Origin of the sequence: Phaeobacter sp. BS52 (assembly GCF_045040595.1) — a bacterium.
GTDB classification, from domain to species: domain Bacteria; phylum Pseudomonadota; class Alphaproteobacteria; order Rhodobacterales; family Rhodobacteraceae; genus Phaeobacter; species Phaeobacter piscinae.
In genome coordinates this window covers 2,140,389-2,166,936 of the sequence record NZ_CP090662.1, presented here as the reverse complement: position 1 = coordinate 2,166,936, position 26,548 = coordinate 2,140,389, and the positions used below count along the sequence as shown (strand labels likewise).

20 protein-coding genes and 6 pseudogenes are annotated in these 26,548 nt (G+C 61.6%); 12 read left to right on the top strand and 14 right to left on the bottom strand.

What is annotated here, in order from left to right:
* Nucleotides 1–158: 158 nt before the first annotated feature.
* From L0Z65_RS10530 to L0Z65_RS10510, 5 genes and pseudogenes are all read right to left on the bottom strand, one after another.
* Nucleotides 159–785, bottom strand: coding sequence for an OmpA family protein (locus tag L0Z65_RS10530; RefSeq protein ID WP_405107401.1), 627 nt, complete (start codon nt 783–785; stop codon nt 159–161).
* Between the two features lie 19 nt (nt 786–804).
* Nucleotides 805–2,212: pseudogene (locus L0Z65_RS10525) on the bottom strand (type II and III secretion system protein family protein).
* 227 nt (nt 2,213–2,439) lie between these two features.
* On the bottom strand, nt 2,440–3,300 hold the full coding sequence (cpaB, locus tag L0Z65_RS10520) for a Flp pilus assembly protein CpaB (RefSeq protein ID WP_405107398.1): 861 nt from the start codon (nt 3,298–3,300) through the stop codon (nt 2,440–2,442).
* A 150-nt stretch (nt 3,301–3,450) separates the two neighbouring features.
* Nucleotides 3,451–3,627 (bottom strand): hypothetical protein, encoded by a 177-nt coding sequence (locus L0Z65_RS10515; protein WP_014873713.1) that lies wholly within the window; start codon nt 3,625–3,627, stop codon nt 3,451–3,453.
* A gap of 90 nt (nt 3,628–3,717) precedes the next feature.
* Nucleotides 3,718–3,903 (bottom strand): hypothetical protein, encoded by a 186-nt coding sequence (locus tag L0Z65_RS10510; RefSeq protein WP_014873714.1) that lies wholly within the window; start codon nt 3,901–3,903, stop codon nt 3,718–3,720.
* Between the two features lie 353 nt (nt 3,904–4,256).
* On the opposite strand from L0Z65_RS10510, the gene L0Z65_RS10505 reads away from it, so the two are divergent.
* Together L0Z65_RS10505 and L0Z65_RS10500 are read left to right on the top strand one after the other, a co-directional pair.
* The gene (locus tag L0Z65_RS10505) at nt 4,257–5,186 is read left to right on the top strand and encodes a lytic transglycosylase domain-containing protein (RefSeq protein ID WP_405107394.1); all 930 of its coding nucleotides are present in this window, start codon (nt 4,257–4,259) and stop codon (nt 5,184–5,186) included.
* 137 nt (nt 5,187–5,323) lie between these two features.
* Entirely contained in the window at nt 5,324–5,815 is a 492-nt protein-coding gene (locus L0Z65_RS10500) for a hypothetical protein (RefSeq protein ID WP_405107391.1), read from the top strand.
* Nucleotides 5,816–5,877: 62 nt separating this feature from the next.
* On the opposite strand, the pseudogene L0Z65_RS10495 reads toward L0Z65_RS10500, so the two are convergent.
* The 5 genes and pseudogenes from L0Z65_RS10495 to tldD all read right to left on the bottom strand — a co-directional run bounded on the left by L0Z65_RS10495 (nt 5,878) and on the right by tldD (nt 13,279).
* Nucleotides 5,878–6,508: pseudogene (locus L0Z65_RS10495) on the bottom strand (3-oxoacid CoA-transferase subunit B).
* A 12-nt stretch (nt 6,509–6,520) separates the two neighbouring features.
* Nucleotides 6,521–7,240 carry a CoA transferase subunit A gene (locus L0Z65_RS10490; RefSeq protein WP_040172528.1) on the bottom strand — a complete coding sequence of 240 codons (720 nt, stop codon included), beginning with the start codon at nt 7,238–7,240 and terminating at the stop codon, nt 6,521–6,523.
* A gap of 199 nt (nt 7,241–7,439) precedes the next feature.
* Nucleotides 7,440–10,198, bottom strand: a pseudogene (gene topA / locus L0Z65_RS10485) (type I DNA topoisomerase).
* Nucleotides 10,199–10,311: 113 nt separating this feature from the next.
* Nucleotides 10,312–11,549, bottom strand: a pseudogene (dprA, locus tag L0Z65_RS10480) (DNA-processing protein DprA).
* A 308-nt stretch (nt 11,550–11,857) separates the two neighbouring features.
* Nucleotides 11,858–13,279, bottom strand: a complete 1,422-nt coding sequence (gene tldD / locus L0Z65_RS10475; RefSeq protein ID WP_405107389.1) for a metalloprotease TldD — start codon at nt 13,277–13,279, stop codon at nt 11,858–11,860.
* A 199-nt stretch (nt 13,280–13,478) separates the two neighbouring features.
* Between tldD and coxB the strand changes: the two genes are divergently transcribed.
* The 10 genes and pseudogenes from coxB (at nt 13,479) to L0Z65_RS10425 (ending at nt 22,504) form a co-directional block, all read left to right on the top strand.
* Nucleotides 13,479–14,318 (top strand): cytochrome c oxidase subunit II, encoded by an 840-nt coding sequence (gene coxB / locus L0Z65_RS10470; protein WP_405107387.1) that lies wholly within the window; start codon nt 13,479–13,481, stop codon nt 14,316–14,318.
* Nucleotides 14,319–14,440: 122 nt separating this feature from the next.
* Nucleotides 14,441–15,382 carry a heme o synthase gene (gene cyoE, locus L0Z65_RS10465; protein WP_040172052.1) on the top strand — a complete coding sequence of 314 codons (942 nt, stop codon included), beginning with the start codon at nt 14,441–14,443 and terminating at the stop codon, nt 15,380–15,382.
* Nucleotide 15,383: 1 nt separating this feature from the next.
* Nucleotides 15,384–15,566 carry a hypothetical protein gene (locus L0Z65_RS10460; protein ID WP_024098237.1) on the top strand — a complete coding sequence of 61 codons (183 nt, stop codon included), beginning with the start codon at nt 15,384–15,386 and terminating at the stop codon, nt 15,564–15,566.
* Nucleotides 15,566–16,154: pseudogene (locus L0Z65_RS10455) on the top strand (cytochrome c oxidase assembly protein). Before L0Z65_RS10460 ends, L0Z65_RS10455 begins: the two are co-directional and overlap by 1 nt.
* Before the next feature lie 24 nt (nt 16,155–16,178).
* Entirely contained in the window at nt 16,179–16,994 is an 816-nt protein-coding gene (locus L0Z65_RS10450; RefSeq protein WP_096870677.1) for a cytochrome c oxidase subunit 3, read from the top strand.
* A 118-nt stretch (nt 16,995–17,112) separates the two neighbouring features.
* Nucleotides 17,113–17,787: an SURF1 family protein gene (locus L0Z65_RS10445; RefSeq protein WP_102898265.1), complete on the top strand. Its 675-nt coding sequence runs from the start codon at nt 17,113–17,115 to the stop codon at nt 17,785–17,787.
* Nucleotides 17,788–17,791: 4 nt separating this feature from the next.
* Nucleotides 17,792–19,180, top strand: a complete 1,389-nt coding sequence (thrC, locus tag L0Z65_RS10440) for a threonine synthase (RefSeq protein WP_405107383.1) — start codon at nt 17,792–17,794, stop codon at nt 19,178–19,180.
* On the top strand, nt 19,177–20,439 hold the full coding sequence (locus L0Z65_RS10435; protein ID WP_405107380.1) for a M16 family metallopeptidase: 1,263 nt from the start codon (nt 19,177–19,179) through the stop codon (nt 20,437–20,439). Before thrC ends, L0Z65_RS10435 begins: the two co-directional genes overlap by 4 nt.
* On the top strand, nt 20,439–21,029 hold the full coding sequence (locus L0Z65_RS10430; RefSeq protein WP_024098231.1) for a GNAT family N-acetyltransferase: 591 nt from the start codon (nt 20,439–20,441) through the stop codon (nt 21,027–21,029). Before L0Z65_RS10435 ends, L0Z65_RS10430 begins: the two co-directional genes overlap by 1 nt.
* A gap of 49 nt (nt 21,030–21,078) precedes the next feature.
* Nucleotides 21,079–22,504, top strand: a pseudogene (locus L0Z65_RS10425) (FAD-binding oxidoreductase).
* A gap of 25 nt (nt 22,505–22,529) precedes the next feature.
* Here L0Z65_RS10425 and L0Z65_RS10420 read toward each other — a convergent pair.
* From L0Z65_RS10420 to L0Z65_RS10405, 4 genes are all read right to left on the bottom strand, one after another.
* Nucleotides 22,530–23,750 carry a CynX/NimT family MFS transporter gene (locus L0Z65_RS10420; RefSeq protein ID WP_405107378.1) on the bottom strand — a complete coding sequence of 407 codons (1,221 nt, stop codon included), beginning with the start codon at nt 23,748–23,750 and terminating at the stop codon, nt 22,530–22,532.
* A gap of 241 nt (nt 23,751–23,991) precedes the next feature.
* Nucleotides 23,992–24,468 carry a fasciclin domain-containing protein gene (locus tag L0Z65_RS10415; protein WP_096788694.1) on the bottom strand — a complete coding sequence of 159 codons (477 nt, stop codon included), beginning with the start codon at nt 24,466–24,468 and terminating at the stop codon, nt 23,992–23,994.
* Nucleotides 24,469–24,730: 262 nt separating this feature from the next.
* Nucleotides 24,731–25,270, bottom strand: coding sequence for an adenine phosphoribosyltransferase (locus L0Z65_RS10410; protein ID WP_040172078.1), 540 nt, complete (start codon nt 25,268–25,270; stop codon nt 24,731–24,733).
* A gap of 207 nt (nt 25,271–25,477) precedes the next feature.
* Nucleotides 25,478–26,338, bottom strand: coding sequence for an S-methyl-5'-thioadenosine phosphorylase (locus L0Z65_RS10405; protein ID WP_405112521.1), 861 nt, complete (start codon nt 26,336–26,338; stop codon nt 25,478–25,480).
* Between the last annotated feature and the right edge of the window lie 210 nt (nt 26,339–26,548).

Sequence of the window (26,548 nt, the reverse complement as noted above, 5' to 3'; positions counted from 1 at the left end):
CACGCTAGCACGTGCATCCGATTGATGGACGCACATTACCTCTTGAGAACAATGTCGGGGAAGATCTGGGCGAGATTGGGGCCAAGGCCGCCCATTTGTGGGGAATTCCTAACAAAGCCTGAACAGGGTTAACCGCAGGCAACCCTGTCCTGCCGTGCTTATTCCAGGGTGGTTTTGATCGACCGCTCACTGGTGAGCGAGGTCCGTGGCACCGCGCTTTCGATGTACTCACGGTAGATAATCTGCGCGTATTTTCCATCCAGAACAGTGGGATGGCGCTTCAGGAAGCCGCTGACCTCAGTGACGGTGCGGCGGTTGCGACGCTCGCGGTCTGAGGTCGGAATCAGAGGCTGTGTCTCGCCGAAGGAGACCACGGCCTGCAATCGGCTGCGGCTGATGCCGCGCCCGACGAGGTAGTTCACAGCTGCGCGCGCGCGGCGCAGGCCAAGGGCCTTGTTGTAGCTGGCGGAGCCGACGGCATCGGTATGACCAAAGACACGGAATCGCACCTCGGGGAATTGCCGGATCCAATGGGCCTGCTGATCCAGCACCGCGCGGGCATTGCCATCAAGCTGGGCACTGTCAAAGGCGAAGGTGATGGTGGTCGGCACCTCTTCGGCAAAGCGGGTGGCGAGCTGGATTGCGAAATCGCGTTCTCCGGCCATCATGGCGGCGTTGGAATTGGTGGCATTGCCAAAGACCGAACGGTCCAGCGGTTCGCCCGCCTCATATTCACAGGCGGCCACTGTCAGGGACAGGCCAAAGAGTGCTGCATATCTGATCATCTGCCCCATATCCCTCTGCTTAATCCATCACATAGCCGTAAGAGCCATTGAAGTCCTGCTTGGCCACTTCGCTGGCGGGGCCTTTCTGGCCTTTGGCCACCCGACCCATCAGGAACAATTCACTCTCACTTGGCGGGCGGATACGATCGGTCGGCAGGCTCAGCGCCTCGCCGCGTGTCGGGGTTACCAGATGGGCGCTGACGATGATCACCAGTTCGGTCTGCGCGCGCTGGTAGTTGGCGCTGCGGAAGAGCGAGCCGAGCACAGGGACATCGCCAATCCAGGGCAGCTGCGAGGAATTGTCGCGGAATTCATCGCGGATCAGACCGGCAATGGCAAAGCTCTCACCATCGCGCATTTCCACTGTTGTAACGCTTTCCCGGCGCGAGAAGGCTGCGATGCTGAGGCCGTTCAGCTCAATCGAATTGGTGGGATCGATGGCGGAGACAGCGGCCTTCATTTCGAGATTGATCACATCCGCATCGACCACGCGGGGGATGAAGTTCAGCTCAATCCCGAAGGGTTTGAATTCAATTGTAATGACACCGTCTTCCTGGGCGACGGGAATGGGATATTCACCGCCGCACGAGGAATTTGGCCTCCTGTCCCGAGAGGGCGGAGAGATTGGGCTCTGCCAGGGTGCGGACGACGCCTTTCTGCTCCAGCGCCTCCAGCAGGAGATTGACCTGGAAGGCACCGGCATTGAAGCCGAAGACAAAGGCGCCGGTGTTGTCATTGGCCGCCGGAATGTTGCCGGACAGGCTGTTGGTCAGCGCGCCTTGGGTGTTGAGGGTGCTGGTACCACCGTTGACGCCAACGCTATTGCCGCCCTTCACGCCGAGCGAGGCGCTGAGGGATTTGGAAACGGTGCGCTGCATTTCGGCAAAACGCACCTTCAGCATGACCTGCTGCACGCCGCCGACCGACATCAGGTTGCTAACCCGCTCAGGCGCATAGCGTTCGGCCAGATCCAGCGCCCGCTGCAACCGGGCAGAGCTGGACACGACGCCGGACAGGACGATGCCATCGTTGGCGGTGCGGACTTCGATTTTTTCGCCGGGCAGGATCTGCCGCAGACGTTCCTTGAATTCGCTGACATCGGCGGCCACGCGGACATCGACGTTGGTGATCAGGCGACCGGAGGCATCCAGCAGGGTCAGGGTGGTGAGACCCGGCGCCTTGCCCAGAACGTAGATCGTGCGATCCGACAGCGAGGAAATATCGGCGATGCTGGGGTTGGCGATGCTGAGTTCGGAGAAGGGCACGTCGCTTTCGACCACCACCGCCCGGTTCATCGGCACCTCAAGATTGGCGGCGGTGCCTTTTTTGACCACGCGCAACCCATTTGCCCAGGCTGCATCTGCAACCGGGAAACACACCAGCGATAGCCCCGTCAGGGCCGCCGCAACATACCGTCTAAAAGCCATGTGACCTGCCTTTCCGATCACGCCTCAATACAGGGTCTTTTTGCCCATTGTTTGCGCCACTCTGCGCGCATCGGCGAATTTTTGCAAGAATCAAAGGCTTCCGGCGTGCAGCTACAGTGGCTGACCTGTGGGGTGTCGGCAACAATCACATAAAAACACCGCCCACGGAGGGACGGTGTTTGATATGTTATCCACCTGAAACCTTTGCAGGAATGCGCGCTTGGGGATCAGTTGGTGCAGGGAATCGGGATCTCGACCACCTCAGCGCCGCGACGGGTGCGGATGGTGCAGACCTTTTCCTGTTCGGCCTGTTGCGGTGCCTCGATCGCGCCGAGACCCAGCAGGCTACGCTGATCGACCTCAATCACCGAGGCGACGGTGTCATCGCCCGCGCCCACAAGTGACAGCGACAGTCGACCGGTGGATTGCGCCTGCGCCAGTGCGGCAACCTGTTCGGGGCGCACGGCGGCAGTCACGGTGCGCGCGATCACGGCGCCATCCAGATCGCCACCGGCGGTCTGATCCACGGCGATCAGTTCGATATTGGTCTGGATCAGACGGGTGAATTCGCCATTCCGGCCACCATTCTGATCATTGAGCGAGCCAGTCCAATAGACGTCCACGTGGTCACCGGGGCGCAGAAAACCGGACACGCCGGAGGAGACATCAACCCGGATCGCAAAGGCGCGCATGCCTTTGGACAGGCGGGAGGTGATGCCCGCGTCTTCACCGGGTTTGGTGACCTTGACCGCCAGAATCGCCTCATCCTTTTCCATGCGGCGCAGCACCACGCGATGATCATCGGGGTATTGCGGCGGGAACAGCGCGTCCATGGTCAGGAAGGCGCCTTCGGGAATGGCGTTTTCGGGCCAGCGAACGGTGCGGATATGCTCCTTGGTCAGCCGTTCGCCGTATTTCAGTTGCGTGTTGGCGATAAAGACATCGACCAACGGAATATTCTCTCCCCGCGAGGCGCGCTCACGGGCGAGTTCGTTTTGGTAAGCGGTGATATAGTTCTTGGCCATCATCACAGCCCCCCCAGCAAGGGCGACTCCGACAATGAGGACAAGTCCGAATACTGCACGCATGGTGGTACCTCTCATCAAGGGCTGCCGGAGTTGCGGGTGCAACACCGGTGCCTGGGTCGGTCAAACCGTTGCCTGAACCGGGCGTTCTGTCCCAGTGCTGCCGCCGATGCCATTCGCCACCGGCGGACAAGACGCGTTGCCGCGCCCCGATCAGCTAAACGACCAATTGGTCATATAGGCTGCCAGCAGGTCGGCCAGTCCCAATGCGCCATCCTCCATAGAGGCGGCGATGAGCACAACCAACCCAACGATCGCAGCGGTCAGAACCACCCAGTCAACGGTGACTGCGCCGTCGTCTTTGGCAATGAATTGCTTGAACCTGTTCATACTGGACCTCGCTAACCGAAGGTTCCTTGGGCAAAGGGCCGCACCTTAGGCAAAAGGCGCGGCCCTCAAACTCGTCAGGTCAAAAGCGACTTAGGAGTCGGACGGACCTTTGGTGCCCAGGTAGGAGCCGGTCGCGGATGTCAGGTTCGACGCGCCGTTTTCGATCGAGGTGTAAACAACACCTGCCAGAGCGGCCACAGCGGCGGTCAGAACAACCCAGTCAACGGTCACGGCGCCAGAGTCGTCTTTACGGAAGTTTTTGATGAATTTGATCATGGTTCGTCCCTCCAAAGGATCTAAAAGTGTGTTTCAACCTTGCCGTACGTTTGTGAGCCTGCTCTCTCCTGCTCGGCTCTGTTCGACTTGGTGTGAAGCTATATAGCCAGCGGAGCGTGGCAGGATTTGGGCTGAAACGCGGACTCATTTGCCCTACTTTAACTTTTTGCCAATGATCTAGTTAAGTCATTGAATTTGAACAGTTATTATTTTTACTTCTTATCAACACCCGTGGCTCTGGGGCGGCAGATCTTGGTAAATATGGCAAATCTGCCAGAATCTGGGCCGCAAATCTGGATTTTTACCGACGCTTCGGCGAGTCTCGGTGGCGAAAACAGAGGCAGAGCAGCCCCATGAGTCTTTGGCGATCCATTTCTGGCCGTGTGGCGGCCATTGCGTCGGCGAGTCGGCGCAGGCGTCCCGGTGTTGGGGGCAACGGTGGGCATGTGGACTGTTGGTCGCGCAGGGCTGCTGCAGCGCTTGTGGCCTCGGCTGTGATCTGGACCACCAGCGCTGACGAGAGCGGCGCGCAGGTGGTTGAGAAAGCCGCACCGGCGCCTTTCCCTAAGTTTGAGGCGAAGCGCGTACGCCCGCCCAAACCCGGCACCAAACAGCGGATCAAGATACAGATCGAGACGCCCGCCAATATCCCCGCGCCGCCCGCCGCCACGGAGGCGGTCACGCCTGCCGCACCGCATAAGGGGCGCTATACCGGGTTCTGGGCAGAGATCTCCGACAGTTTGGCAGACGGCGGTCCCGGTCGACTGGCCAAGGCGCTGCGGGCGCTGGATGGGGACACGCCGGTGGCGGCGCCCCGGCTGCAACTGATGCAGGAGATTGCCACTGCGCGCGGCGTACAGATCCTGACCGCCAGTGTGGGGACTGATGTCTCTCCCGCATTGGTGCTGGCGGTGATTGCCGTGGAATCGGCAGGCAAGGCCGAGGCGGTCAGCAGTGCAGGCGCGCAAGGATTGATGCAGCTGATGCCGGACACAGCGGCGCGGTTTGGGGTCAGTGACGCCCTGGACAGTGGCGAGAACATCGCGGGCGGGGTGAAATACCTCAACTGGCTGATGGGAGAGTTCAACCGTGATCCGGTTCTGGTGCTCGCGGGATACAATGCTGGCGAGGGCTCTGTGCGCAGCCATGCGGGCGTGCCGCCCTTTGCCGAGACGCGTGATTACGTGCCCAAGGTGCTGGCGGCGTTTCAGGTGGCGCGCAGCCTGTGTATGACACCGCCGGAGCTTATCACCGATGGCTGTGTGTTTCGCCGGGTGAAGTAGACCAGAAGGGTGCCAAATCCCATGGCGCCGCGATTTTCCGAAAATTGTTAAGGTTTCACCGCCGGGATCATGTTTCTGCCCGATTTGGCTGATTTATCGCGAACATATTCTACCTGAAGTGATTGTGGAGACAGGCATTGGATTTAGGGATTGATCCGTCGGCTTTGGCCGCAGGTTCGCATGCGGCGACTGACAATATTATCATGTTCGGCACCATCGCATTTGTTGGTTTTTTCGGGCGCTTGCTGTTCGTGGCCTTCGGGCCGGGGCTGGCGAATGCCAACCCGCTCGGCAATTTTTCCGGCTACGGGCATATTCTGGTGGCGGTGGCGCTGTTTGCCGGTGCGCTGCATCTGTCGGGCAAGACGGTGAAGGCGCAGGTGCTGTTCAACCGCCATCTGGTTGATCCGGTACTGGTCACCGTGTTGGGACGCGACAGCTGCGATCAGAATGGTGACGACTACTGCGTTATCGTGTTTGAGCAGGACCGGGAGATGAGCGTCAACTGGTACGACAAACGCGTCCATATGTATGAGTTGCTGAATGCGGCGGAGTTGCCGCTGTGGTCCTCCTTGCGGCCACAGGGGCGACCGACTGCGACGCCACCGGCCCAGTTTGCAGGTGCGTGACAGAAAAACGGCCCGTCAGATGATCTGGCGGGCCGCGTCGTTTTGAGGGTGCCTTGCGGCGATCAGTTGACGATGGTCGCCTGGGTTGCGGCGCGCAGCTCATCCTCGCTGACGCCCTCGGCGGTCTCAACAATCTTCAAACCGCCCTCGACCACATCCAGCACGCCAAGGTTGGTGATGATGCGATCCACCACGCCTTTGCCGGTCAGGGGCAGGGTGCAGTCTGTCAGCACCTTGCTGTCGCCGTGTTTGTTGGTGTGGTCCATGACCACCACCACGCGGCCGACGCCTGCGACCAGATCCATCGCGCCGCCCATGCCCTTAACCAGTTTGCCGGGGATCATCCAGTTTGCCAGATCGCCGTTTTCGGCGACTTCCATCGCGCCGAGGATCGCCATGGCGATCTTGCCGCCGCGGATCATCGCGAAGGATTGCGCGCTGTCGAAATAGGCGGTCTGGGGCAGTTCGGTGATGGTCTGCTTGCCGGCTGTTGATCAGGTCGGCATCCTCTTTGCCCTCAATCGGGAAAGGGCCCATGCCCAGCATGCCGTTTTCGGACTGCAACGTCACGTTGACGCCGTCGGGGATGTGGTTGCTGACCAGCGTCGGAATGCCGATGCCGAGGTTCACATACCAGCCGTCCTGCAGTTCCTGTGCCGCGCGGGCGGCCATTTGATTGCGGTCCCATGCCATATCGCGGTCTCCTTACTGTGCTGCGGGGCGCGTGGTGCGCTGTTCGATGCGTTTCTCGTGATCGCCTTGGATGATGCGATGGACATAGATGCCGGGCAGGTGGATCGCATCGGGGTCAAGACTGCCGACGGGGACGATTTCCTCGACTTCCGCAACGCAGATCTTGCCGCAGGTGGCGGCAGGCACGTTGAAATTGCGGGCGGTCTTGCGGAACACCAGATTGCCGGTTTCATCGGCCTTCCAGGCCTTGACGATGGCGAGATCGGCAAAGATGCCTTCTTCCATGATGTAGTCTTCCATGGCGCCATTTTCGCCGGTGGGGAACTGTTTCTCCATCTTGCCCTCGGCAATGACGGTGCCCACGCCGGTCTTGGTGAAGAAGCCGGGAATGCCTGCGCCACCAGCGCGCATGCGTTCGGCCAATGTGCCTTGCGGGTTGAACTCCAGCTCCAGCTCACCGGAGAGATACTGGCGCATGAATTCCGCGTTTTCGCCGACGTAGGAGGAGATCATCTTCTTCACCTGCTTGGTCTGCAGCAGGATGCCGATGCCGAAATCATCAACGCCCGCGTTGTTGGAGGCGAAGGTCAGATCCTTGGTGCCTGCGTCCTTGATCGCATCAAGCAGCAGTTCCGGAATACCGCAGAGCCCGAACCCGCCTGCGGCGATGAACATGCCATCGTGCAGCACACCGTCCAGCGCCTCGGCAGCGTTGGAATAAACCTTTTTCATATCCATCTCCCATGATCATCAGCCAGGTTGGCAAAGTTCTGACGCCCGCCGGGGACAGAGTCAACGATACGGAGAAAGACACGTATTTCTACGGACGGGGGCACAGGGTATCGGATGGCGCGGCACAGCGCGCCGCGGCAGCGGCGCCATGCCCAACGGGTCGAGACCCGTCGCAAGACGGGGCTGACCGGGCGGGAGTTCACCGGGTGGGAGCAGTTTGGGAGAGGCGGCCAGAGGCCAGCGGGGGGCGGGTTACCCCTCGTCGCTGCTGGTCTCGGCCTTCTTTTTCGCTGCTTGGCTTTTTCGCGGCGGGTTTCTTCGCCGCTGTCTTTTTGGCGGCGGCCTTTTTCGGGGCGGCCTTCTTTGCCGGAGCCTTCTTCTTGGCGCCGGATTTGCCAGCTTTATCGGTGATCAGCTGCACGGCCATCTCGACTGTGACATCCTTCGGCTCAACGTCCTTGGGCAGGGTGGCGTTCACCTTCTCCCATTTGACGTAAGGCCCGTAACGCCCGTCCATGATGCTGATGGCACCGCCGCTTTCGGGGTGATCGCCCAGCTCTTTCAGCGCCTTGGCCGCGGCGCGGCGTCCGCGACCGGGGTTGGCGCGCTTCTCCGCCAGCATTTCCACCGCGCGGTTCATGCCGATCTCAAAGACGTCGAGCGTTTCCTTGAGGTTCACGTAAACCGGCTTTTCCTCGTCGGGTTTCTGATGCGCAATATAGGGGCCAAAGCGGCCCAGATTGGCCTGGATCGCGCCGCCCTCGGGGTGCTGGCCAATCTCGCGGGGGAGGGTCAGCAGGGTGACGGCCTGTTCCAGCGTGACCTCATTCGGACCCCAGCCCGGCAGGAAATCCTTGCCTTGTTTGGGCAGCGAGGAGCGCGGTGGTTTCTTGTTCTCGGGCGTGGCTTCGCCGCGCTGCACATAAGGCCCGAAGCGACCGGACTTCAGGTGGATCTCATCACCGTCATCTTCGCCCAGCACACGCTCGTAGCCCTCCGCGCCTTCGCCGGAGATGGGGCGGGTGTAGTTGCATTCCGGGTAGTTGCCGCAGCCGACAAACCCACCGGTGCGCGAGGTTTTCAGATGCAGCTGACCGGCGCCGCATTTGGGGCAGATGCGGGGATCGGCGCCATCTTCGCGCGGCGGATACAGCTGCGGGGCCAGCGCGTCATCCAGCACATCCAGCACTTCGGTGATGCGCAGGTCGGAGGTCTCAGAGATTGCGGCGGAGAAATCGCGCCAGAACCGGCTCAACAGATCCTTGTAGTCGCGGTCGCTGCAGCGCTGACGTCGTCCAGCTCACCTTCCAGATTGGCGGTGAATTCATACCCCACATAGGTGCGAAAGAAGTTCAGCAGGAAGATGGTGACGATCCGGCCCTTGTCCTCAGGGAACAGGCGGTTCTTGTCCTTGCGGACATATTCGCGGTCCTGAATCGTGGTGATCACAGAGGCGTAGGTGGAGGGGCGACCGATGCCCAGCTCTTCCATGCGTTTGACCAATGTCGCTTCGGTAAAGCGGGGCGGCGGCTGGGTGTGGTGCTGCAGGCCCAGAACCGCCTTGTCGTCTGACAGAATGGCGCCACCTGCGTCGGCTTTCTCCGCCTGCGCGGCCAGGGATGCCGCGAATTTCAGCGACTCACCCTGCATGATCTGCGGCAGGCGCTTGTCATCATCGTCAACAACATCATCGCGGCCTTCTTCGTAGACACGCAGGAAGCCGTCGAACAACATCACCTGACCGGTGGCGCGCAGCACCACCTGACGGTCGTCAGAGCCGATATCAACCGTCGTCCGCTCCAAACGGGCGCCTTCCATCTGGCAGGCGAGGGTCCGCTTCCAGATCAGATCATAAAGCTTGCGCTGGTCATCCTCGGAGACCTTCAGGCTCTTGGCGTCGCGGCTCATGTCGGTGGGGCGGATACATTCATGCGCCTCTTGCGCATTCTTGGCCTTGTTCTTGTAGATCCGGGGCGATCCCGGCACATATTCGGCGCCGTAGCGCTTGGCGATTTCGGCGCGCGCCTCCTGCACGGCCTCTGGCGCCATGTCGATGCCATCGGTCCGCATATAGGTGATGTAGCCAGCCTCATAGAGGCGCTGTGCGGCGTTCATACACTGCTTCGCGCCCATGCCGAATTTGCGGCTGGCTTCCTGCTGCAGGGTGGAAGTCATGAAGGGTGCAGATGGATTGCGGGAGGCAGGTTTCGCCTCGACCGACTGCACGGTCAGGGACCGGCTGGCAACGGCCTGCACCGCCAACTCTGCCGCGGTGGAGTTGGCCAGCGCGTATTTGTCCAGCTTGTCACCGCCGAGAACCGTCAGGCGGGCCTCGAACTCCTGTCCGCGCGGTGTCGCGAGGCTTGCCTTCACGGACCAGTATTCCTGCGGATTGAACGCTTCGATCTCCATCTCACGCTCAACAATCAGGCGCAGGCAGACCGACTGCACACGCCCGGCAGAGCGCGCACCGGGCAGTTTTCGCCACAGCACCGGCGAGAGGTTGAAACCGACGAGATAATCCAGCGCGCGGCGGGCCAGGTAGGCCTCCACCAGCGGCAGATCAACCTGACGCGGGTTCTTCATCGCCTCGGTCACCGCTTCCTTGGTGATGGCGTTGAAGGTCACCCGGCTCACCGGTGTGTCTTTCTTGATCGAGCGGCGTTTGGTCAGCGCCTCCTGCAGGTGCCAGCTGATCGCCTCGCCTTCGCGGTCAGGGTCAGTTGCGAGGATCAGGGCGTTGTCGTCTTTCAGCGCATCGGCGATGGCCTTGACGTGTTTGCGGCTGTCGGCGCCGACCTCCCAGGTCATTGCAAAATCATCGTCGGGTTCGACCGATCCGTTTTTTGCAGGCAGGTCGCGCACATGTCCGTAAGAGGCCAGAACCGTGTAGTCGGAGCCGAGATATTTGTTGATTGTCTTGGCTTTAGCTGGGGATTCTACAACAACAACGGGCATAAATTCGTAAACCTCTATGGGACGGGCTGCGGGCGCTCTATGGCGGGGCAACATGTGGGGTGCAAGGGGAGATTGTCAATCCGGCTTCGAATGACAATGGGCTGTTGCGTCAATCAGCGCTGGGATTTGGGGGCCGGTGCGCCCTGTGGCTCCCGGTCGAAATCTCCCCGGATCAGGAGGCCACCCGCCGCGCGGGCGACGGCGCCTGAGAGCTCCAGATCGGTGAGCGCCGGGGCCAGATCGCGTGACGTGACTGCCAGGTCGCGGACCAGCTGATCCTCCGCCGTGGGGGCAGGGCCAAGCCGGTCGAGGATCCTCTGGTGCAGCGCTGCGGTTGCGCGCAGATCGCGCTGTTCCGGCGGGGGAGGGGGCAGATCCGTGAGGCGGGCGCTGGCCGCCGCCTCAGGCGGGGGCACCGGGCGGTCGGAGAGGTCGGCCACCACGCGGTGCGACAGATCCACCGGCGGCAGCGCCTCGATCACATCCTGTGCGTTGCGTACCAGTTGGGCACCGTCGCGGATCAGCATATTGCAGCCCGCAGCACGGGCATCAAACGGGTGTCCGGGCACCGCCAGCACATCGCGCCCCAGATCCAGCGCGTCGCGCGCAGTGATCAGTGACCCCGATTTCGCGGCACCTTCCACCACCACCACAGCCTGGGCGGCGCCGGCATGATGCGGTTGCGGGCCGGAAAATGCCGCGCACGGGGCGACATGCCCATCGGGTGTTCGGAAATCATCACGCCCTGATCGGCGATATCCGTGGCCAGCCGGGTGTTTTCGGTGGGGTAGATCACATCGACGCCGCCCGCCATCACGGCGCAAGTTCCGGTGCGCAGGGCGGCCATATGGGCGGCAGTATCAATGCCGCGGGCCAGCCCCGAGATGATGCAATACCCGGCTTCGCCCAGCTCCCGGGCCAAAGCGCGGGCCATGCGCACCCCCAGTGAGGAGGCATTCCGCGCGCCGACAATGGCGATCGTGGGCTGGTTCAGATGCGCCGGATCCCCCACCGCCCAGAGGAGGGGCGGGGCGTCGCGCAGCGCGGCCAGATAGGATGGATAGTCGGCCTCCCCAAAGCACAAAAGCCGCGCATTGGCGGCTTCTGCGGCCTTGATTTCGGCCAATGCCGCATCGGCAGAGCATATTTCATACCCTTTTACGCCAGCGGCGCGTGCCATTTCAGGCAACGCGGATAGCGCGTTCTGCGCTGATCCATATTTCGCGAGGAGACGGTGAAACGTCACCGCGCCAACACGTCTTGAGCGCAAAAGACGGAGCCAGGAAATCCGAATATCTTCCGTGGTGGGTGGGAGTGGGGGGTGAGTGGAAGAATGTGCTTCTTCGGTCATCCTGCGCTCCGCCTTGTTGCAAGACTATGATTAGCTCTTGAGTGGTTAACAGGTGATGAACGTGGAGAATTAAAGGAAATATTTTAACAAACTCAAATCTAACTCATTCTACCATAAGCGAAAATTCGCCTTCTCTGTCCGGTGCGGTCAAAAACACCCCCCCGCGCGCTGCCACTCTGCGAGGGGCAAATATCGTCAAAACACCGAAAAACGCCGCCGAGTCGGCAGTTTAGCGACACGGCGGCGATTCTTGTGGTGAGTGCGGCTTCGGGTCTGATGGCGAGACCGCGACCACCTCTCGCGATGGCTCAGGTGGCGGAGCCGCCAACTGTAAGACCGCCCATCAGCACCGTGGGCTGGCCAACACCCACCGGCACCCATTGGCCCTGTTTGCCGCAATTGCCCATGCCGGGGTCAAGCGCCATGTCATTGCCAAGCGCGCGGATCTTGTTCAGCGCGGTGGCGCCATCACCGATCAGGGTTGCGCCTTTGACCGGGGCGCCGACCTTGCCATCCTTCACCCGGTAGGCCTCGGTGCAGGAGAACACAAATTTGCCGTTGGTAATGTCGACCTGACCACCACCAAAGCCGACGGCCCAGATGCCATCCTTGATGGAGGCGACCAGATCGTCGGGGTTGGCATCGCCACCCAGCATATAGGTGTTGGTCATCCGTGGCATTGGCGCGTGGGCGTAGCTTTGGCGGCGTCCGTTGCCGGTGCTCTCCACGCCCATCAGGCGCGCGTTCTGACGGTCCTGCATGAAACCCACCAGCTTGCCATCCTCAATCAGGGTGGTTTTCTGGCTGGGGGTGCCTTCGTCGTCCACGGTGATGGAGCCGCGCCGGTCGGCGATAGTGCCGTCATCCAGCACCGTCACCCCCTTGGCGGCGATCTGCTGACCCATAAGGCCTGCAAAAGCGGACGACCCCTTGCGGTTAAAATCCCCCTCAAGCCCATGGCCGATGGCCTCATGCAGCAGGATGCCGGGCCAGCCGGGGCCAAGCACCACGTCCATCTCACCGGCGGGGGCGGGGACGGCCTCAAGGTTGACACAGGCGATCCGCAGCGCCTCGCGGACCTTGCTCTGCCAATCGGCGGGATCCACCAGACCGTCCAGCCCCACGCGCCCGCCGCCACCGGCAGAGCCGCTTTCACGGCGGCCATCCTGTTCGACAATCACCGAGACATTGAGCCGGGTCATCGGGCGCACATCACGCACACGGGTGCCATCGGCGCGCAGGATCTCAACCTCCTGCAGGGAGGCCGCCAGCATTGCTGAGACCTGTACCACCCGCGAGTCCTGTGCGCGGGCAAAGGCGTCGATCTCGCGCAGGGTCTCTACCTTCACGGCAAAGGGCATCGCGCCAATCGGATCATTCTCAGTATAAAGACGGGTGTTGGTGCGCGGCGGTGGTGGGGCCATGGTGCCGCCGCCATCGCCCACGGCAAGACGCGCGGTTTCGGCGGCGCGCTTCAGCCCGGCAATAGAGACATCGGTGGAATGGGCATAGCCAGCGACCTCGCCGTTGACGGCCCGCAGGCCGAACCCTTCGGCGGCATCATAGCTGGCATTGCGCAACCGGCCATCATCAAAAACCAGCGCTTCCGACTTGCGCCGCTCGACAAAGATCTCCCCATCATCAGCCCCCGCAAGGGCCGAACGCAGGCCCCCCAGGGCCTCGTCTTCGGGCAGGGTTGTTTCAAACGGGCGGAAGGCTGCGGTATCCATGGTTTGACCTCGGTTTTTTTGATCTAAATCAAGAAAGCGACGCTTTGACGCGAGCATTCCTCTTTAACTGCACGATGGAATATGATTTTTAGCAGCGTCAAAGACAACGGGTCCGGCGCGTTTTGTGGAATCAAAGTTCCGACATAGGACGTCGGCGCAGGAACAACTCGATCAACCGATCAACTGATCAGGACATGACATGAAGAACGCTTTGATGCTTTCAGGCCTTTTCTCAGGCCTCTCGAGCCTTCCAGCTATGGCGCAAGAAGGTCTGGAAACCATTGGCAAGCCGGTTGACGGCGGCCTTGGCTTTCAGCCGACAGCGACCGAGCTTGCCGAAGGCATCCATTCTCTGGACTACATGATTTTGGTGATCATCACCGCTGTTTGTGTGTTTGTCGGGGGGCTGCTGCTGTATGCAATCGTGCGGTTTAACCGTCGCGCCAACCCGAATGCGGCCCAGTTCACCCACAATACGCCGGTTGAAATCGCATGGACTGTTGTGCCGATCATCATCCTGGTCTTTATCGGTTCCTTCTCTCTGCCGGAGCTGTTCCGTCAGCAGGAAATCCCCGAGGGCGACATCACCATCAAGGTGACCGGCTACCAGTGGTACTGGGGTTATGAATATGTCGACCACGAGTTCGGTTTCGAAAGCTTCCTTCTGGCCAAGGATGAACTGGCTGACAACGGCTATGCCGAAGATGAGTATCTGCTGGCCACCGACACGGCCGTTGTTGTGCCTGTCGGCAAAACCGTCGTGATGCAGGTGACCGGTGCAGACGTGATCCATTCCTGGACCATCCCGGCGTTTGGCGTGAAGCAGGATGCGGTTCCCGGTCGTCTGGCGGAGCTGTGGTTCAAGGCTGACAAGGAAGGCGTTTATTTCGGTCAGTGTTCCGAGCTTTGCGGCAAGGACCACGCCTATATGCCGATCACTGTAAAAGTGGTGAGCCAAGAGGCCTATGACGCCTGGCTGGAAGGCGCGATCGAAGAATACGCCGGTCTGCCCCAGTCCTATCAGGTCGCCTCCAACTGAGCGATACGATTGGCGCTTGCCTCCGGGCGGGTGCCACCTAGCTATCACGTGAAAACGGATCGGGCCGCGCAGTCGCTGCGCGCCCGCTTTCGCTAAGACAGATCACGACAGAAGAGAGCACCATGACTGACGCAAGCATCAACGCCAGCACCGTCCAGCAAGGGGACGCGGAGTTCGGGGACTACTTTGCCCTGCTCAAACCGCGCGTGATGTCCCTTGTGGTGTTCACGGCGCTGGTAGGGCTTCTGGCTGCGCCGGTTGGCGTGCACCCTGTCATCGGCTTCAGCGCTATCCTGTTCATTGCCATCGGCGGTGGCGCCTCCGGGGCGCTGAACATGTGGTGGGACGCCGATATTGATCAGGTGATGAAACGCACCAAGAGTCGCCCGATCCCCGCGGGCAAGGTTGAGCCGGGTGAGGCACTGTCGCTGGGGCTGGCGCTGTCCGGTCTGTCGGTGATCATGCTGGCACTGGCAACCAATGTGTTTGCCGGGGCGTTTCTGGCCTTCACCATCTTCTTCTATGTGGTGATCTATACCATGTGGCTGAAGCGTGCGACGCCGCAGAACATCGTCATTGGTGGCGCTGCGGGTGCCTTCCCGCCGGTCATTGGCTGGATTGCGGCCACAGGCTCCATGGCGGTTGAACCCTGGCTGATGTTCGCCCTGACGTTTATGTGGACGCCGCCGCATTTCTGGGCGCTGGCGCTGTTCATGCGCTCGGATTATGACGATGCGGGCGTGCCGATGCTGACCGTGACCCATGGTCGCCGCTCCACCCGCAAACATATCCTGATCTACACGGCCCTGCTGGCCCTGCTGGCGGTTGGCACGGCCTTCTCCGGCGTGGGTGGCCCAATCTATCTGGGCGTGGCGCTGGTGTTGAACGCGCTGTTCCTGCAAGGCGCTTGGAAGATCTCGCGCCGTGACGAAGACGACAGCGAGGCGGACAACTTCAAGGTCGAGCGCAGCTTCTTCAAACTGTCGCTGCTGTATCTCTTCCTGCACTTCGGCGCGATTCTCGCTGAGGCTGTGCTGAAACCCTATGGATTGGGAGGCTGGTAAGATGAGCCTGCGCAAAGAGCATGAGCTGCACCAGAGACGGAAAGGCCGCAACATTGGCGTAGGGGTTCTGCTGGGATCCTTCGTGGTGCTGGTTTTGGCCCTGACCATCGTCAAGGTCACATCGGCAGGGTTCAAATTCCCCAACACTGCCGCCGCTGTGGAACAGACCGAGGAGCAGAACTGATGGCATTGCAGGGACCACAGAAAACCGTCGTACAGCTGGTTGGTGTTGTTGTCCTGATGGGCGGGCTCGCCTGGGCATCGGTGCCGTTTTATGATTGGTTCTGCCGGGTCACTGGCTTTGGCGGCGTCACTGGCGTTGCGGATCAGGCTTCTGATACGGTGCTGGATCAGACCATCACCGTGCGTTTTGACGCCTCCAAGGAACGCGATATGCCGTGGCAATTCACCCCGGTTGAGCGTGAGATGGAGATCAAGATCGGGGAAACCGGGCTGGCCTTCTATGAGGCCTACAATCCGACCGACCGCCCCGTTGCCGGGCAGGCGTCTTACAATGTGACGCCCTATTCGGCTTAGCGCCTTCTTTGAGAAAATCGCCTGTTTCTGCTTTGAAGAGCAGGTGCTGCAACCGGGGGAACGGGTGGAAATGCCTGTGACCTTCTTTGTCGATCCTGAAATTGTCGAGGATCGGGACGGAAAATACGTGCATACGATCACGCTGTCGTACACATTCTATGAAATCGATCTGCCAGAAGGGTATGCCGCCCTTGAAACCGGTGATACAGCCGGGGCAGGCACAAACACGAACTAGGCCGCTTTGGTGAGGGACACTTAAATGGCGCACGCTAAAAATCACGACTATCATATTCTTCCGCCGTCGATCTGGCCGCTGCTCAGCTCGCTCGGGACCTTCATCATGTTGTTTGGCGCGGTTCTGTGGATGCATGGCGTCACAGCCTATGCGTTCTGGGGCGGCCTCATCATGGTGGTCTACAGCGCCTATGCCTGGTGGGCAGAGGTTGTTGCCGAGGCGCGTCAGGGCGATCACACCCCGGTTGTTCGCATCGGTCTGCGCTATGGGTTCATCCTCTTTGTGATGTCCGAAGTGATGTTCTTCTTCGCTTGGTTCTGGTCGTTCTTCAAACACGCGATCTACCCGATGGAGACCTATGTCGGCACCGAATATGTGGCGCCGAGCATCTATCCGGTTGATGCCTTCCACCTGCCGCTGATCAACACGCTGGTGCTGCTGCTGTCTGGCTGTGCTGTCACCTGGGCGCACCACGCGCTGGTCCACAACAATGACCGCAAGGCGCTGATCCAGGGCCTGTCCATCGGTATCGTGCTGGGTGTCTTCTTCACCTTCCTGCAGGGCTATGAATATGTTCACCTGCTGCACGAAGGCTGGGAATTCGGCGGCGATGAGTTCTACTCGAACTTCTTCATGGCCACCGGCTTCCACGGTTTTCACGTGATCATCGGTACCATCTTCCTGACCGTCTGCCTGATCCGCGCGATGAAAGGCGATTTCACCCCCGAGCAGCACGTCGGTTTCGAGGCCGCTGCCTGGTACTGGCACTTCGTTGACGTGGTCTGGCTGTTCCTCTTCGTGGCGGTTTACGTCTGGGGCACTGCAGGTCTGGCCCACTAAGGGCATCCCGAATTGTAACGGGTACAGGTTTGTGGTTTCGAATCCCGACCTGACCCCGTAAGACATGCAGCGCGCGGAGCCATGCTCCGCGCGCTTTCTCATTCGCAAGGACAGCGTGATGCGACGGTTGATCTTTCTATCCCTTGTTGGCGGTCTGGGCCTTGCGGCGCTGATGGCACTGGGGATCTGGCAGATCCAGCGACTGGCCTGGAAAGAAGACCTGCTGCGCACCATCGAGGCCCGGATCGCGGCGGCCCCGGTTGCCCTGCCAGAGACCCCGACGCAGGCGGAGGATCGCTACCGTGCGGTGTCGGTCACTGGCGAGGTTGAAGCGGCGGAACTGCATGTGTTCTGGGTCACCAAGACGGCTGAGACCGGCTACCGCATCATCTCACCCTTGCTGACCGAAGATGGCCGACGGGTGCTGTTGGACCGGGGTTTTGTTCGCGCCGCCGCGAAGGATCGCGCGCGTGCCACCGGCGCCGCCGCGATCACCGGCAACCTCCTGTGGCCGGATGAGGGCGACTGGACCACTCCGACTCCTGAGGTCGATACCAATATCCTCTATGCGCGCGATGTGGCTTATATGGCCGAACGGCTGGGCACCGAACCGGTGCTGATCGTCGCCCGCAGTGTCTCTGCCGACGCGGATGTGACACCGCAGCCGGTGACCACGGCAGGCATCCAGAACAATCACTTGCAATACGCGATCACCTGGTTTTCGCTGGCCCTGATCTGGGCCGCCATGACCACCTATTTCCTGTGGCGCTCGCGCCCAAAATCCGAAGGCTGAAGCGATGAAATATATCTCGACCCGGGGCCAGGCGCCCGAGCTGACCTTTGAAGATGCCATGCTGACCGGGCTTGCCCGTGACGGCGGGCTTTATGTTCCGGCCGAAATCCCGACCATGTCCAAGGCGGAGATCGCGGCCCTTGCCGGTCTGTCCTATGAGGAGGTCGCGTTTCGTGTGATGCGCCCGTTCCTTGGCGACTGCTTCACCGATGAGGAATTTCGCGGCATCATCGCCCGCGCCTATGACGGCTTTGGCCATGCCGCGCGCGCGCCGCTGGTGCAGCTGGCGCCGAACCATTTCCTGCTGGAGCTGTTCCACGGCCCGACGCTGGCGTTCAAGGATTTTGCCATGCAGCTGATCGGTCAGCTGTTTGAAACCGCGCTGAAGCGGCGCGGCGAAAGCGTGACCATCGTGGGGGCCACCTCCGGCGATACCGGCTCTGCGGCGATTCAGGCCTTTGGTGGTTTGGATGCGGTCAATGTCTTCATCCTCTACCCCCATGGCCGGGTGTCGGAGGTGCAGCGCCGTCAGATGACCACGCCCACCGATGCCAATGTGCATGCGCTGGCCGTGGATGGCGATTTTGACGACTGCCAGGCCGCGCTGAAGGATATGTTCAACGATTTTGACTTCCGCGATGAGGTGCGTCTGGCTGGTGTGAACTCCATCAACTTTGCCCGCGTGCTGGCGCAGGTGGTCTATTACTTCACCTCTGCCGTGTCGCTGGGCGCGCCAGAGCGCAAGGTGAGCTTTACCGTGCCGACTGGTAACTTCGGTGACATTTTCGCCGGCTTCATCGCCAAGCAGATGGGGCTGCCCATTGACCAGCTGGTGGTGGCGACCAATCAGAACGACATTCTGCACCGCTGCCTGAGCGGGCAGGGCTACCATAAGGGCGAGACCATTCCGTCAATCTCGCCGTCGATGGATATTCAGGTGTCGTCGAACTTTGAACGCGCGCTGTTCTATGCCTACGGGCAGGACGGCGCCGCCGTGGCCCAGCTGATGGACGAGCTGAAGTCGGGTGGTTTCGAGGTAAGTCAGGGCGCCATGCAGGCCTTGCAGGAGCATTATGTCTCCGGACGCTGCTCGGAAGCGGAAACCTCCGCCACCATCAAATCAGAACGCGCGGCCTCCGGCGAGTTGCTGTGCCCGCATAGCGCCATCGGCGTGAAGGTTGCAAATGAACAGCGCAACCCTGCGGTCCCGATGGTGACGCTCGCCACTGCGCATCCGGCGAAATTCCCGGCGGCGGTAGAAGAGGCCAGCGGCATTCATCCGCCTCTTCCCCCGCGCATGGCAGATCTGTATGACAGATCGGAACGGGTGACACGGATCGCCAATGATCTGACCACTCTTGAGACACATATCAGAAAGCACATCGCGCATTGACAGTTCAACAACACCAACTCGCCAACGGGTTCAGAATCGTCACCGAAACCATGCCAGGGCTGCAATCTGCTGCCATCGGCGTCTGGGTGACCGCAGGCGGGCGGAACGAGCGGATTGAGCAGAACGGGATTGCTCATTTTCTTGAGCATATGGCGTTCAAAGGCACCAAGCGGCGCAGCGCGCTGGAGATTGCCGAGGCGATCGAGGATGTGGGCGGCTATATCAATGCCTACACCAGCCGCGAGGTGACGGCCTATTACGCCCGCGTGTTGCAGGAAGATGTGCCGCTGGCATTGGATGTCGTTGCTGACATCGTGCGGAACCCGGTGTTTGACCCGCGCGAGATTGAGATTGAGCGCGGCGTGATCCTGCAGGAAATCGGCCAAGCGCTGGATACGCCCGATGATGTGATTTTCGACTGGCTGCAGGAAGAAAGCTATCATGACCAACCCATCGGGCGGACCATCCTTGGTCCGGCTGAGCGGGTGCGTGCCTTTGACCGTGAGGATCTGGAGCGGTTTGTCGGCGAACACTACGGACCGGGTCAGATGATCCTCGCCGCCTCCGGTGCCGTGGACCATGACACAATCGTGAAACTGGCCGAAGAGCTGTTTGGCGGTATGGCGCCCAAGACGCTGGTTATGCCTGCGGCGGCAACCTTCACCGGTGGTGAGGCGCGGCAGGAGAAGGCGCTGGAACAGGCCCATATCGCGCTGGCCTTTGAGGGGCCGGGGTACCGCGACGATGCGATCTACACCGCGCAGATCTACTCCAGCGCCCTGGGCGGCGGCATGTCGAGCCGCCTGTTCCAGGAAGTGCGCGAAAAACGCGGGCTGTGCTACACGATTTTTGCCCAGACCGGTGCCTATGCTGACACCGGCACACTGACGCTTTATGCGGGCACGTCCGGGGATCAGCTGGATGAATTGGCCGGGATCACCATCGACGAGATGAAGCGCGCCGCCAGCGATATGAGCGATGCCGAAGTGGATCGTGCGCGGGCGCAGATGAAGGCGGGGATGCTGATGGGGCTGGAAAGCCCGACCAACCGCGCCGAACGGCTGGCCCGTCTGGTGCAGATCTGGGACGAGGTGCCGCCACTCGAGGACACCGTGGCGCGGATTGATGCGGTGACCACCGCCGATGTGCGCGCCATGGCCGAGGATATGGCCCACCGCGCGTCCATGGCGCTGGCGCTCTATGGTCCGGTGGGCGATGCAGCCCCGCTGACCGCCCTGCAGGAGAGGCGCGCCGCCTGATGCTGCTGACCGGACGCAAGGTGCGCATTGAGACCGAACGCCTGACTCTCAGGCCGCCGATCCATGCGGATTTTCGCGACTGGGCCGCGTTGCGCCAGCACAGCCAGGGCTATCTCACCCCGTGGGAACCCAGCTGGGCGGCGGATCATCTGAGCCGTAAGAGCTTTACCAATCGGGTTTACTGGGCGCGCCGGGCGGTCAGCTCTGGCTCGGCACTGCCGCTGTTCCTGATCCGACGCAGCGATCAGCTGCTGGTCGGGGCGATCACGCTGGACAATATCCGGCGCGGGCCTGCACAGGCGGGCACGCTGGGGTATTGGACCGGTCAGCCCTTTGCCCGCCACGGCTATATGCGCGAGGCAATTGGCGCGGTGGTGCATCACGCCTTTACCAAGCTGGATCTGAGCCGGATCGAGGCGGCGTGTTTGCCGGAAAACGCCGCCTCCCGCGGGCTGTTGGAGAGTGCCGGCTTCAAATATGAAGGCGTGGCGCAATCTTATCTGCAAATCAACGGGCGCTGGCGGACACATGTCCTATATGCTTCGTTGCGCCATGATCGGCGCGGACGCACGCAGGTCGGACAAGCCTGACGCCCTGGTGGGCGCGGTCGACCATAGCACGGCAATAGGAGAGACGCGCATGACCCTGAACCCTGCGGACACTGGTTTTATCGACCATCTGCGCGCTTTGCTGCCCGAGGATACCCTGCGCGCGGCGGACCCCCGGTATCTGGAAGAGCCGCGTGGCCGCTATCACGGGCAGGCGGGTGTTGTGGCCCTGCCGCGCAGGACCGAGGAGGTCGCGACACTTCTGCGGGCCGCCCATGCCGCCCGTGTGCCGGTGGTGCCCTATGGCGGCGGCACCGGGCTTGTTGGCGGGCAGATCATGGGCGCGGAGGGGCTGGCACCGCTGGTGATCTCGCTGGAGCGGATGACAGGCCTGCGCGGGGTCTATCCGCAGGAGAACGTGATCGCGGTCGAGGCGGGCATGGTGCTGGCCGATGTGCAGGCCGCCGCCGCAGAGGCGGGTCGGTTGTTCCCGCTGTCACTGGCGGCAGAGGGTACGGCGCGGATTGGCGGCACGCTGGCGACCAATGCCGCGCGGCGTCAGTGTTCTGCGCTACGGCAATGCCCGCGATCTCTGTCTGGGGCTGGAGGCGGTGCTGCCCAATGGTGAGATCTGGCAGGGCCTCAGCCGCCTGCGCAAGGACAACACCGGCTATGACCTGCGCAATCTTCTGATCGGGGCCGAGGGCACGCTGGGCATCATCACCGCCGCCTCGCTGAAGCTTTCGCCGATCCCGGCGGAAGAGGGCACCGCGATCCTGACGGTCGCCTCCCCGGCGGCGGCGATTGACCTTTTGGCAATGGCGCGTGATCAGCTGGGCGAGACGATCAGCGCCTTTGAACTGATCCACCGGCAGGGGCTTGAGTTCCTGCGCGAAACGCTGCCGGATCTGCGCCTGCCCTTTGACGATTTGCCAGAATGGTGTGTGCTGATCGATCTTGGTCTGCCCAGCGGGCGCAGCCCGGCGGAGGCGCTGGCGGCAGTGTTCGAGAGCGCACTTGAGGCCGGGCTTTGCGCCGATGGCGTTATTGCCCAGTCAGAGGCGCAGCGGCAGGCGCTGTGGTCGGTGCGCGAGCATATCCCCGAGGGCAATCGCCGCATCGGGTCGGTCTCCAGCCACGACATCTCGGTCCCGATTTCATGTATTCCCGATTTCATTGTCGAGGGCGGCAAGCGTCTGGCAGCGCTGGGGGATATGCGGATCAATTGTTTTGGTCATCTGGGCGATGGCAACCTGCACTACAACGTCTTTCCCGCGCAGGGGCAGGATCGCAGCGCCTATGAGCATCTGCGCAGCGATGTGAAGCGCTGCGTGCATGATCTGACCCATGACTACGGCGGCTCGGTCAGTGCTGAACATGGCATCGGACGGCTGAAGGTGGCGGATCTGCAGCGCTATGGCGATCCGGTGAAACTGGCGGCGATGCGGGCGATCAAACAGGCGCTGGATCCGCACGGTATCATGAACCCCGGTGCCGTGGTGCCACTCGCCGACTAGGGACAGGTAGGGCAGGTAAGGTGGCTCAGGCTGGCTGCATCCGGGGGCGGGCGGGTCGACTGCGCATCAGCAGCAGCACCATGATCGCGATATTGAGCCCGTTCCAGAAGATCCCGTTCACAAAGGCCAGCTGATAGGATCCGCTGACGTCGTAGATCCAGCCCGACATCCAGCCCCCCAGCGCCATGCCAAGGATGGTCATCATCATCACGAACCCCACGCGGGTGCCTGCCTCCTGCGGGGGCATGTATTCCCGCACCACCAACGCATAGCTTGGCACGATACCGCCCTGTGCCAGCCCGAAAATGGCGCTGACCAGATAGAGCGAGACCATACCGTCGTACGGCAGGTACAGAAACAGCGCGATACATTGCAGGATGGACCCCACCAGCAGTGTCCGCACGCCGCCAAACCGATCCGCCACCAGACCGGAAATCACCCGGCTGACCACGCCGCCCAGCAACATCAGCGACAGCATCTCAGCCCCCACCGTCGGGCCATAGCCAAGACCAACGCAATAGGCGACGATATGAACCTGCGGCATCGACATGGCGACGCAGCAGCCGATGCCTGCCAGCCCCAATATCCATTGCAGCTGACGCGGAGAGAGCCCAACCCGTGCGGCATTGCTGGCGGAGGTCGCGGCACTGTCGCCCTGCGCGCTGAGTGCGATGCGGCGTCGCAAGACCAACGACAGCGGGATCACCACCAGCAGCGTGACCCCGGCAAGGGTGGCATAGACGCTGCGCCACCCGCTTTCGGCCAGCATTCCGGCCAGCGCCGTGGGCCAGATCGCACCGGAGAGGTAATTGCCGCTGGCGACCAGTGCCACCGCAATGCCGCGCCGTCGTTGAAACCAGTGGGAGATATCAGCAATCAGCGGCCCAAATCCCGCCGCCGTGCCCAGCCCCAGAAACAGATGCGCTGCCGACAGCCAGATCATATCCGGTGCCAGCATCGCCAGCCCGTAGCTGACAGCACTGAGCAGCGCCGCCGCGCAAAGCGCCAGCGTAATGCCAAACCGGTCAACCAGTCGGCCAATCACCAGATTGCCCACGGCAAAGCCGATCATCGTCAATGTATAAGGAAGCGAGGCCGCAGCGCGATCGGCGTCGAATTCGACCTCGACCGCGGGCATGACCACGATCACCGCCCACATGCCGACATTCGCGACCGTGGCAATGGCCAGCGTGACCAGAAGTCTGGCCCAGGAATAGCGACTGTCGAGGATAGCAGAGGTGGACATGTCGGCACGCTATGAGACGCGCCGACATGCTGCAATGATTATCACCCCTTCCAAGAGGGGAGAGGGACAGCAGGGGTGTCAATCACCGCAGATTATGTCGGCGGCGGTATCTCGGGCCGTCGCCGCCGACTGTGGCCGCGCCCCCATCCCGTGGTCCGAAAGGAAAAAGACCGCAGGAGCAGGCGCGCCACTCAGGGATGGGGGCCGCGCGAACCGCTTCGCTGGCCATCCCGCCTGAATTTTAGGGCATGATCACGGTGTCGATGACGTGGATCACGCCGTTTTCAGCCTCGATATCTGCTGTTGTGACCGTTGCCTCATCCACCATCACCCCGCTGTCCAGATCAATGGTGACTTCGCTGCCCTGAACGGTTGCGGCCTTCATGTCATCAACCAGATCACCGGACATCACCTTGCCGGGGACCACGTGATAGGTCAGGATTTCGACCAGCTTGTCCTTATTTTCCGGCTTCAGCAGCTCCTCTACAGTGCCTGCGGGCAGAGCGGCAAAGGCAGCATCGGTCGGGGCAAAGACAGTGAAAGGCCCGTCACCCTTCAGCGTGTCAACCAGACCAGCGGCCTGAACCGCAGCAACCAGTGTTGAGAAATCCCCAGCACCCGCGGCAGTGTCGACAATGTCCTTGGCATGGCCACCGGCGAAGGCGGAGGTGGCGAGCGCCATGGTTGCGGCGGCGGTCAGAAGTGTCTTGCGGATCATGAGTACATTCCTCTGTTTTGGTTGCATGCCCAAGCTGGCATTGACGGTGTTACGGGGAGGATTGCGGTTTGGATCTGGCGGGTTTTCGCCGGGCGCAAGTTGACAAAAAAGGCGCGCCGCCTAAGCCACGCGCCCTTATGATTTCCACTCACATTTATGTGATTGAGAAGATAGGTTTGCCAGCAATTTTCAGGTGATCCACCCCTGTTTCCAATGTGTTCAGGGACGGATCACAGCCAGTTTGCTGCGCGGGGGCGCGGTATCAGGCGCCCTCAAATTCGCAGAGCACGGTGACATCCATGCCAAGATCTTCAAGCACCTTGCGCCCGCCGAGTTCCGGCAGATCAATGACAAAGGCGCAGGAGACGATTTCGCCGCCCAGACGCTCAATCAATTTGATACCTGCTGCCGCCGTGCCGCCGGTGGCGAGTAGGTCGTCCACGACCAGGATCTTCTCGCCGGGCTGGATGGCGTCGTCATGCACTTCCATGATCGCCTCGCCATACTCCAGTTTGTATTCCTGGCTGATGGTGGTGCCGGGCAGTTTGCCCTTCTTGCGGATCGGCACGAAGCCAACGCTCAGCTGATGCGCAATGGCGCCGCCGAGGATGAAGCCGCGCGCTTCTAGCCCCACAACTTTGTCGATCTGCTCGCCCGCATAGGGGTGCAGCATCTGGTCAATGGCCATGCGAAACCCGCGCGGGTCGGCAAAGAGTGTGGTGACATCGCGGAACATGATGCCCTCGTGAGGGAAATCGACGATGGTACGGATGTAGTCTTTGACTGCGGTTTTGCGGGCCATGGGGTGTCCCCTTTTTGGTCGTCTCTATGGGTCGCCTTTTGGGCGGTGTCTTTGCCACGGCGGCCCATAGGCAGCGGCGCGGCCAAAGATATGTCGCTGAAGGGCGCGGTGCAGACAAGGGCAGGGTCCGCCCGTGCCCGTTGTCTTTTGCGGTTGTGACCTTTCAGAACCAATCAGGGTCATCAGAGTCAGGGCAGGGCGCGGGTTTTAGCCCAGAACGCGGCCTGCAACGGCATCCAGCTTTGCAAGCAGGGCGGGGTCGCGTTTCTCCGGCGCGGTCATGATGGCGTATTCCAGCGCGGTGTCGCAGCCGTGCGGGCAGGCGGCGCGGGTCTGGCCCAAGAGCGCAGGCAGGCGCTGCACCAGCGCGCGGCCCTTGGCGGAGTTGCCGGTGAGGGTGGCGATAATGTCGGTGATCTCCACCGCGCCATGTTCAGGGTGCCAGCTGTCGAAATCCGTCACCATGGCGATGGAGGCATAGCAGAGTTCCGCCTCGCGGGCGAGTTTTGCCTCGGGCATATTGGTCATACCGATCACGTCACAGCCCCAGCTGCGATACATCTTGCTTTCCGCCATGGAGGAGAACTGCGGCCCCTCCATACAGAGATAAGTGCCGCCGCGATGGATCTTGATGCCAGCATCTTTGCCCGCCGCCTCCGCCGCGTCCGAGAGCCGTTCGCAGGTGGGGTGCGCGACGCTGACATGGGCGACACAGCCGGTGCCGAAGAAGCTCTTCTCGCGCGTGAAGGTCCGGTCGATGAACTGATCAACGATGACAAAATCCCCCGGCGCCATCTCCTCGCGGAAGGAGCCGCAGGCGGAGATGGAGAACACATCCGTCACCCCAAGCCGCTTCAGCGCGTCGATATTGGCGCGGTAGGGGACTTCGGTCGGGGAATGCACATGGCCGCGCCCGTGACGGGGCAGGAAGGCCATTTTCACGCCGTCCAAGGCCCCGGTCAGGATCTGATCCGAGGGCGCCCCCCAAGGGGTTTCCACCGTGACCCACTCGGCGTCATGGAGACCGTCGATGTCATAGAGGCCCGAGCCGCCGATAACCGCAATCATTGTTTCCTGTGTCACGTGATCTGCCCCTTGTGCTGCTCACTTGGTTGTGCCTGAGGCGGGGCTGGTTTGACAAGCGTCCGGGGGGAAATTGATTGATCCCGCCCAATGGGCGGCACCGCGATGATGTGATTGATACCGCCCACTGGGCGGCACCGGGAGGATGTGATTGATGCCGCCCATTGGGCGGCATCGAGGCCTTCGGCGAGAGTA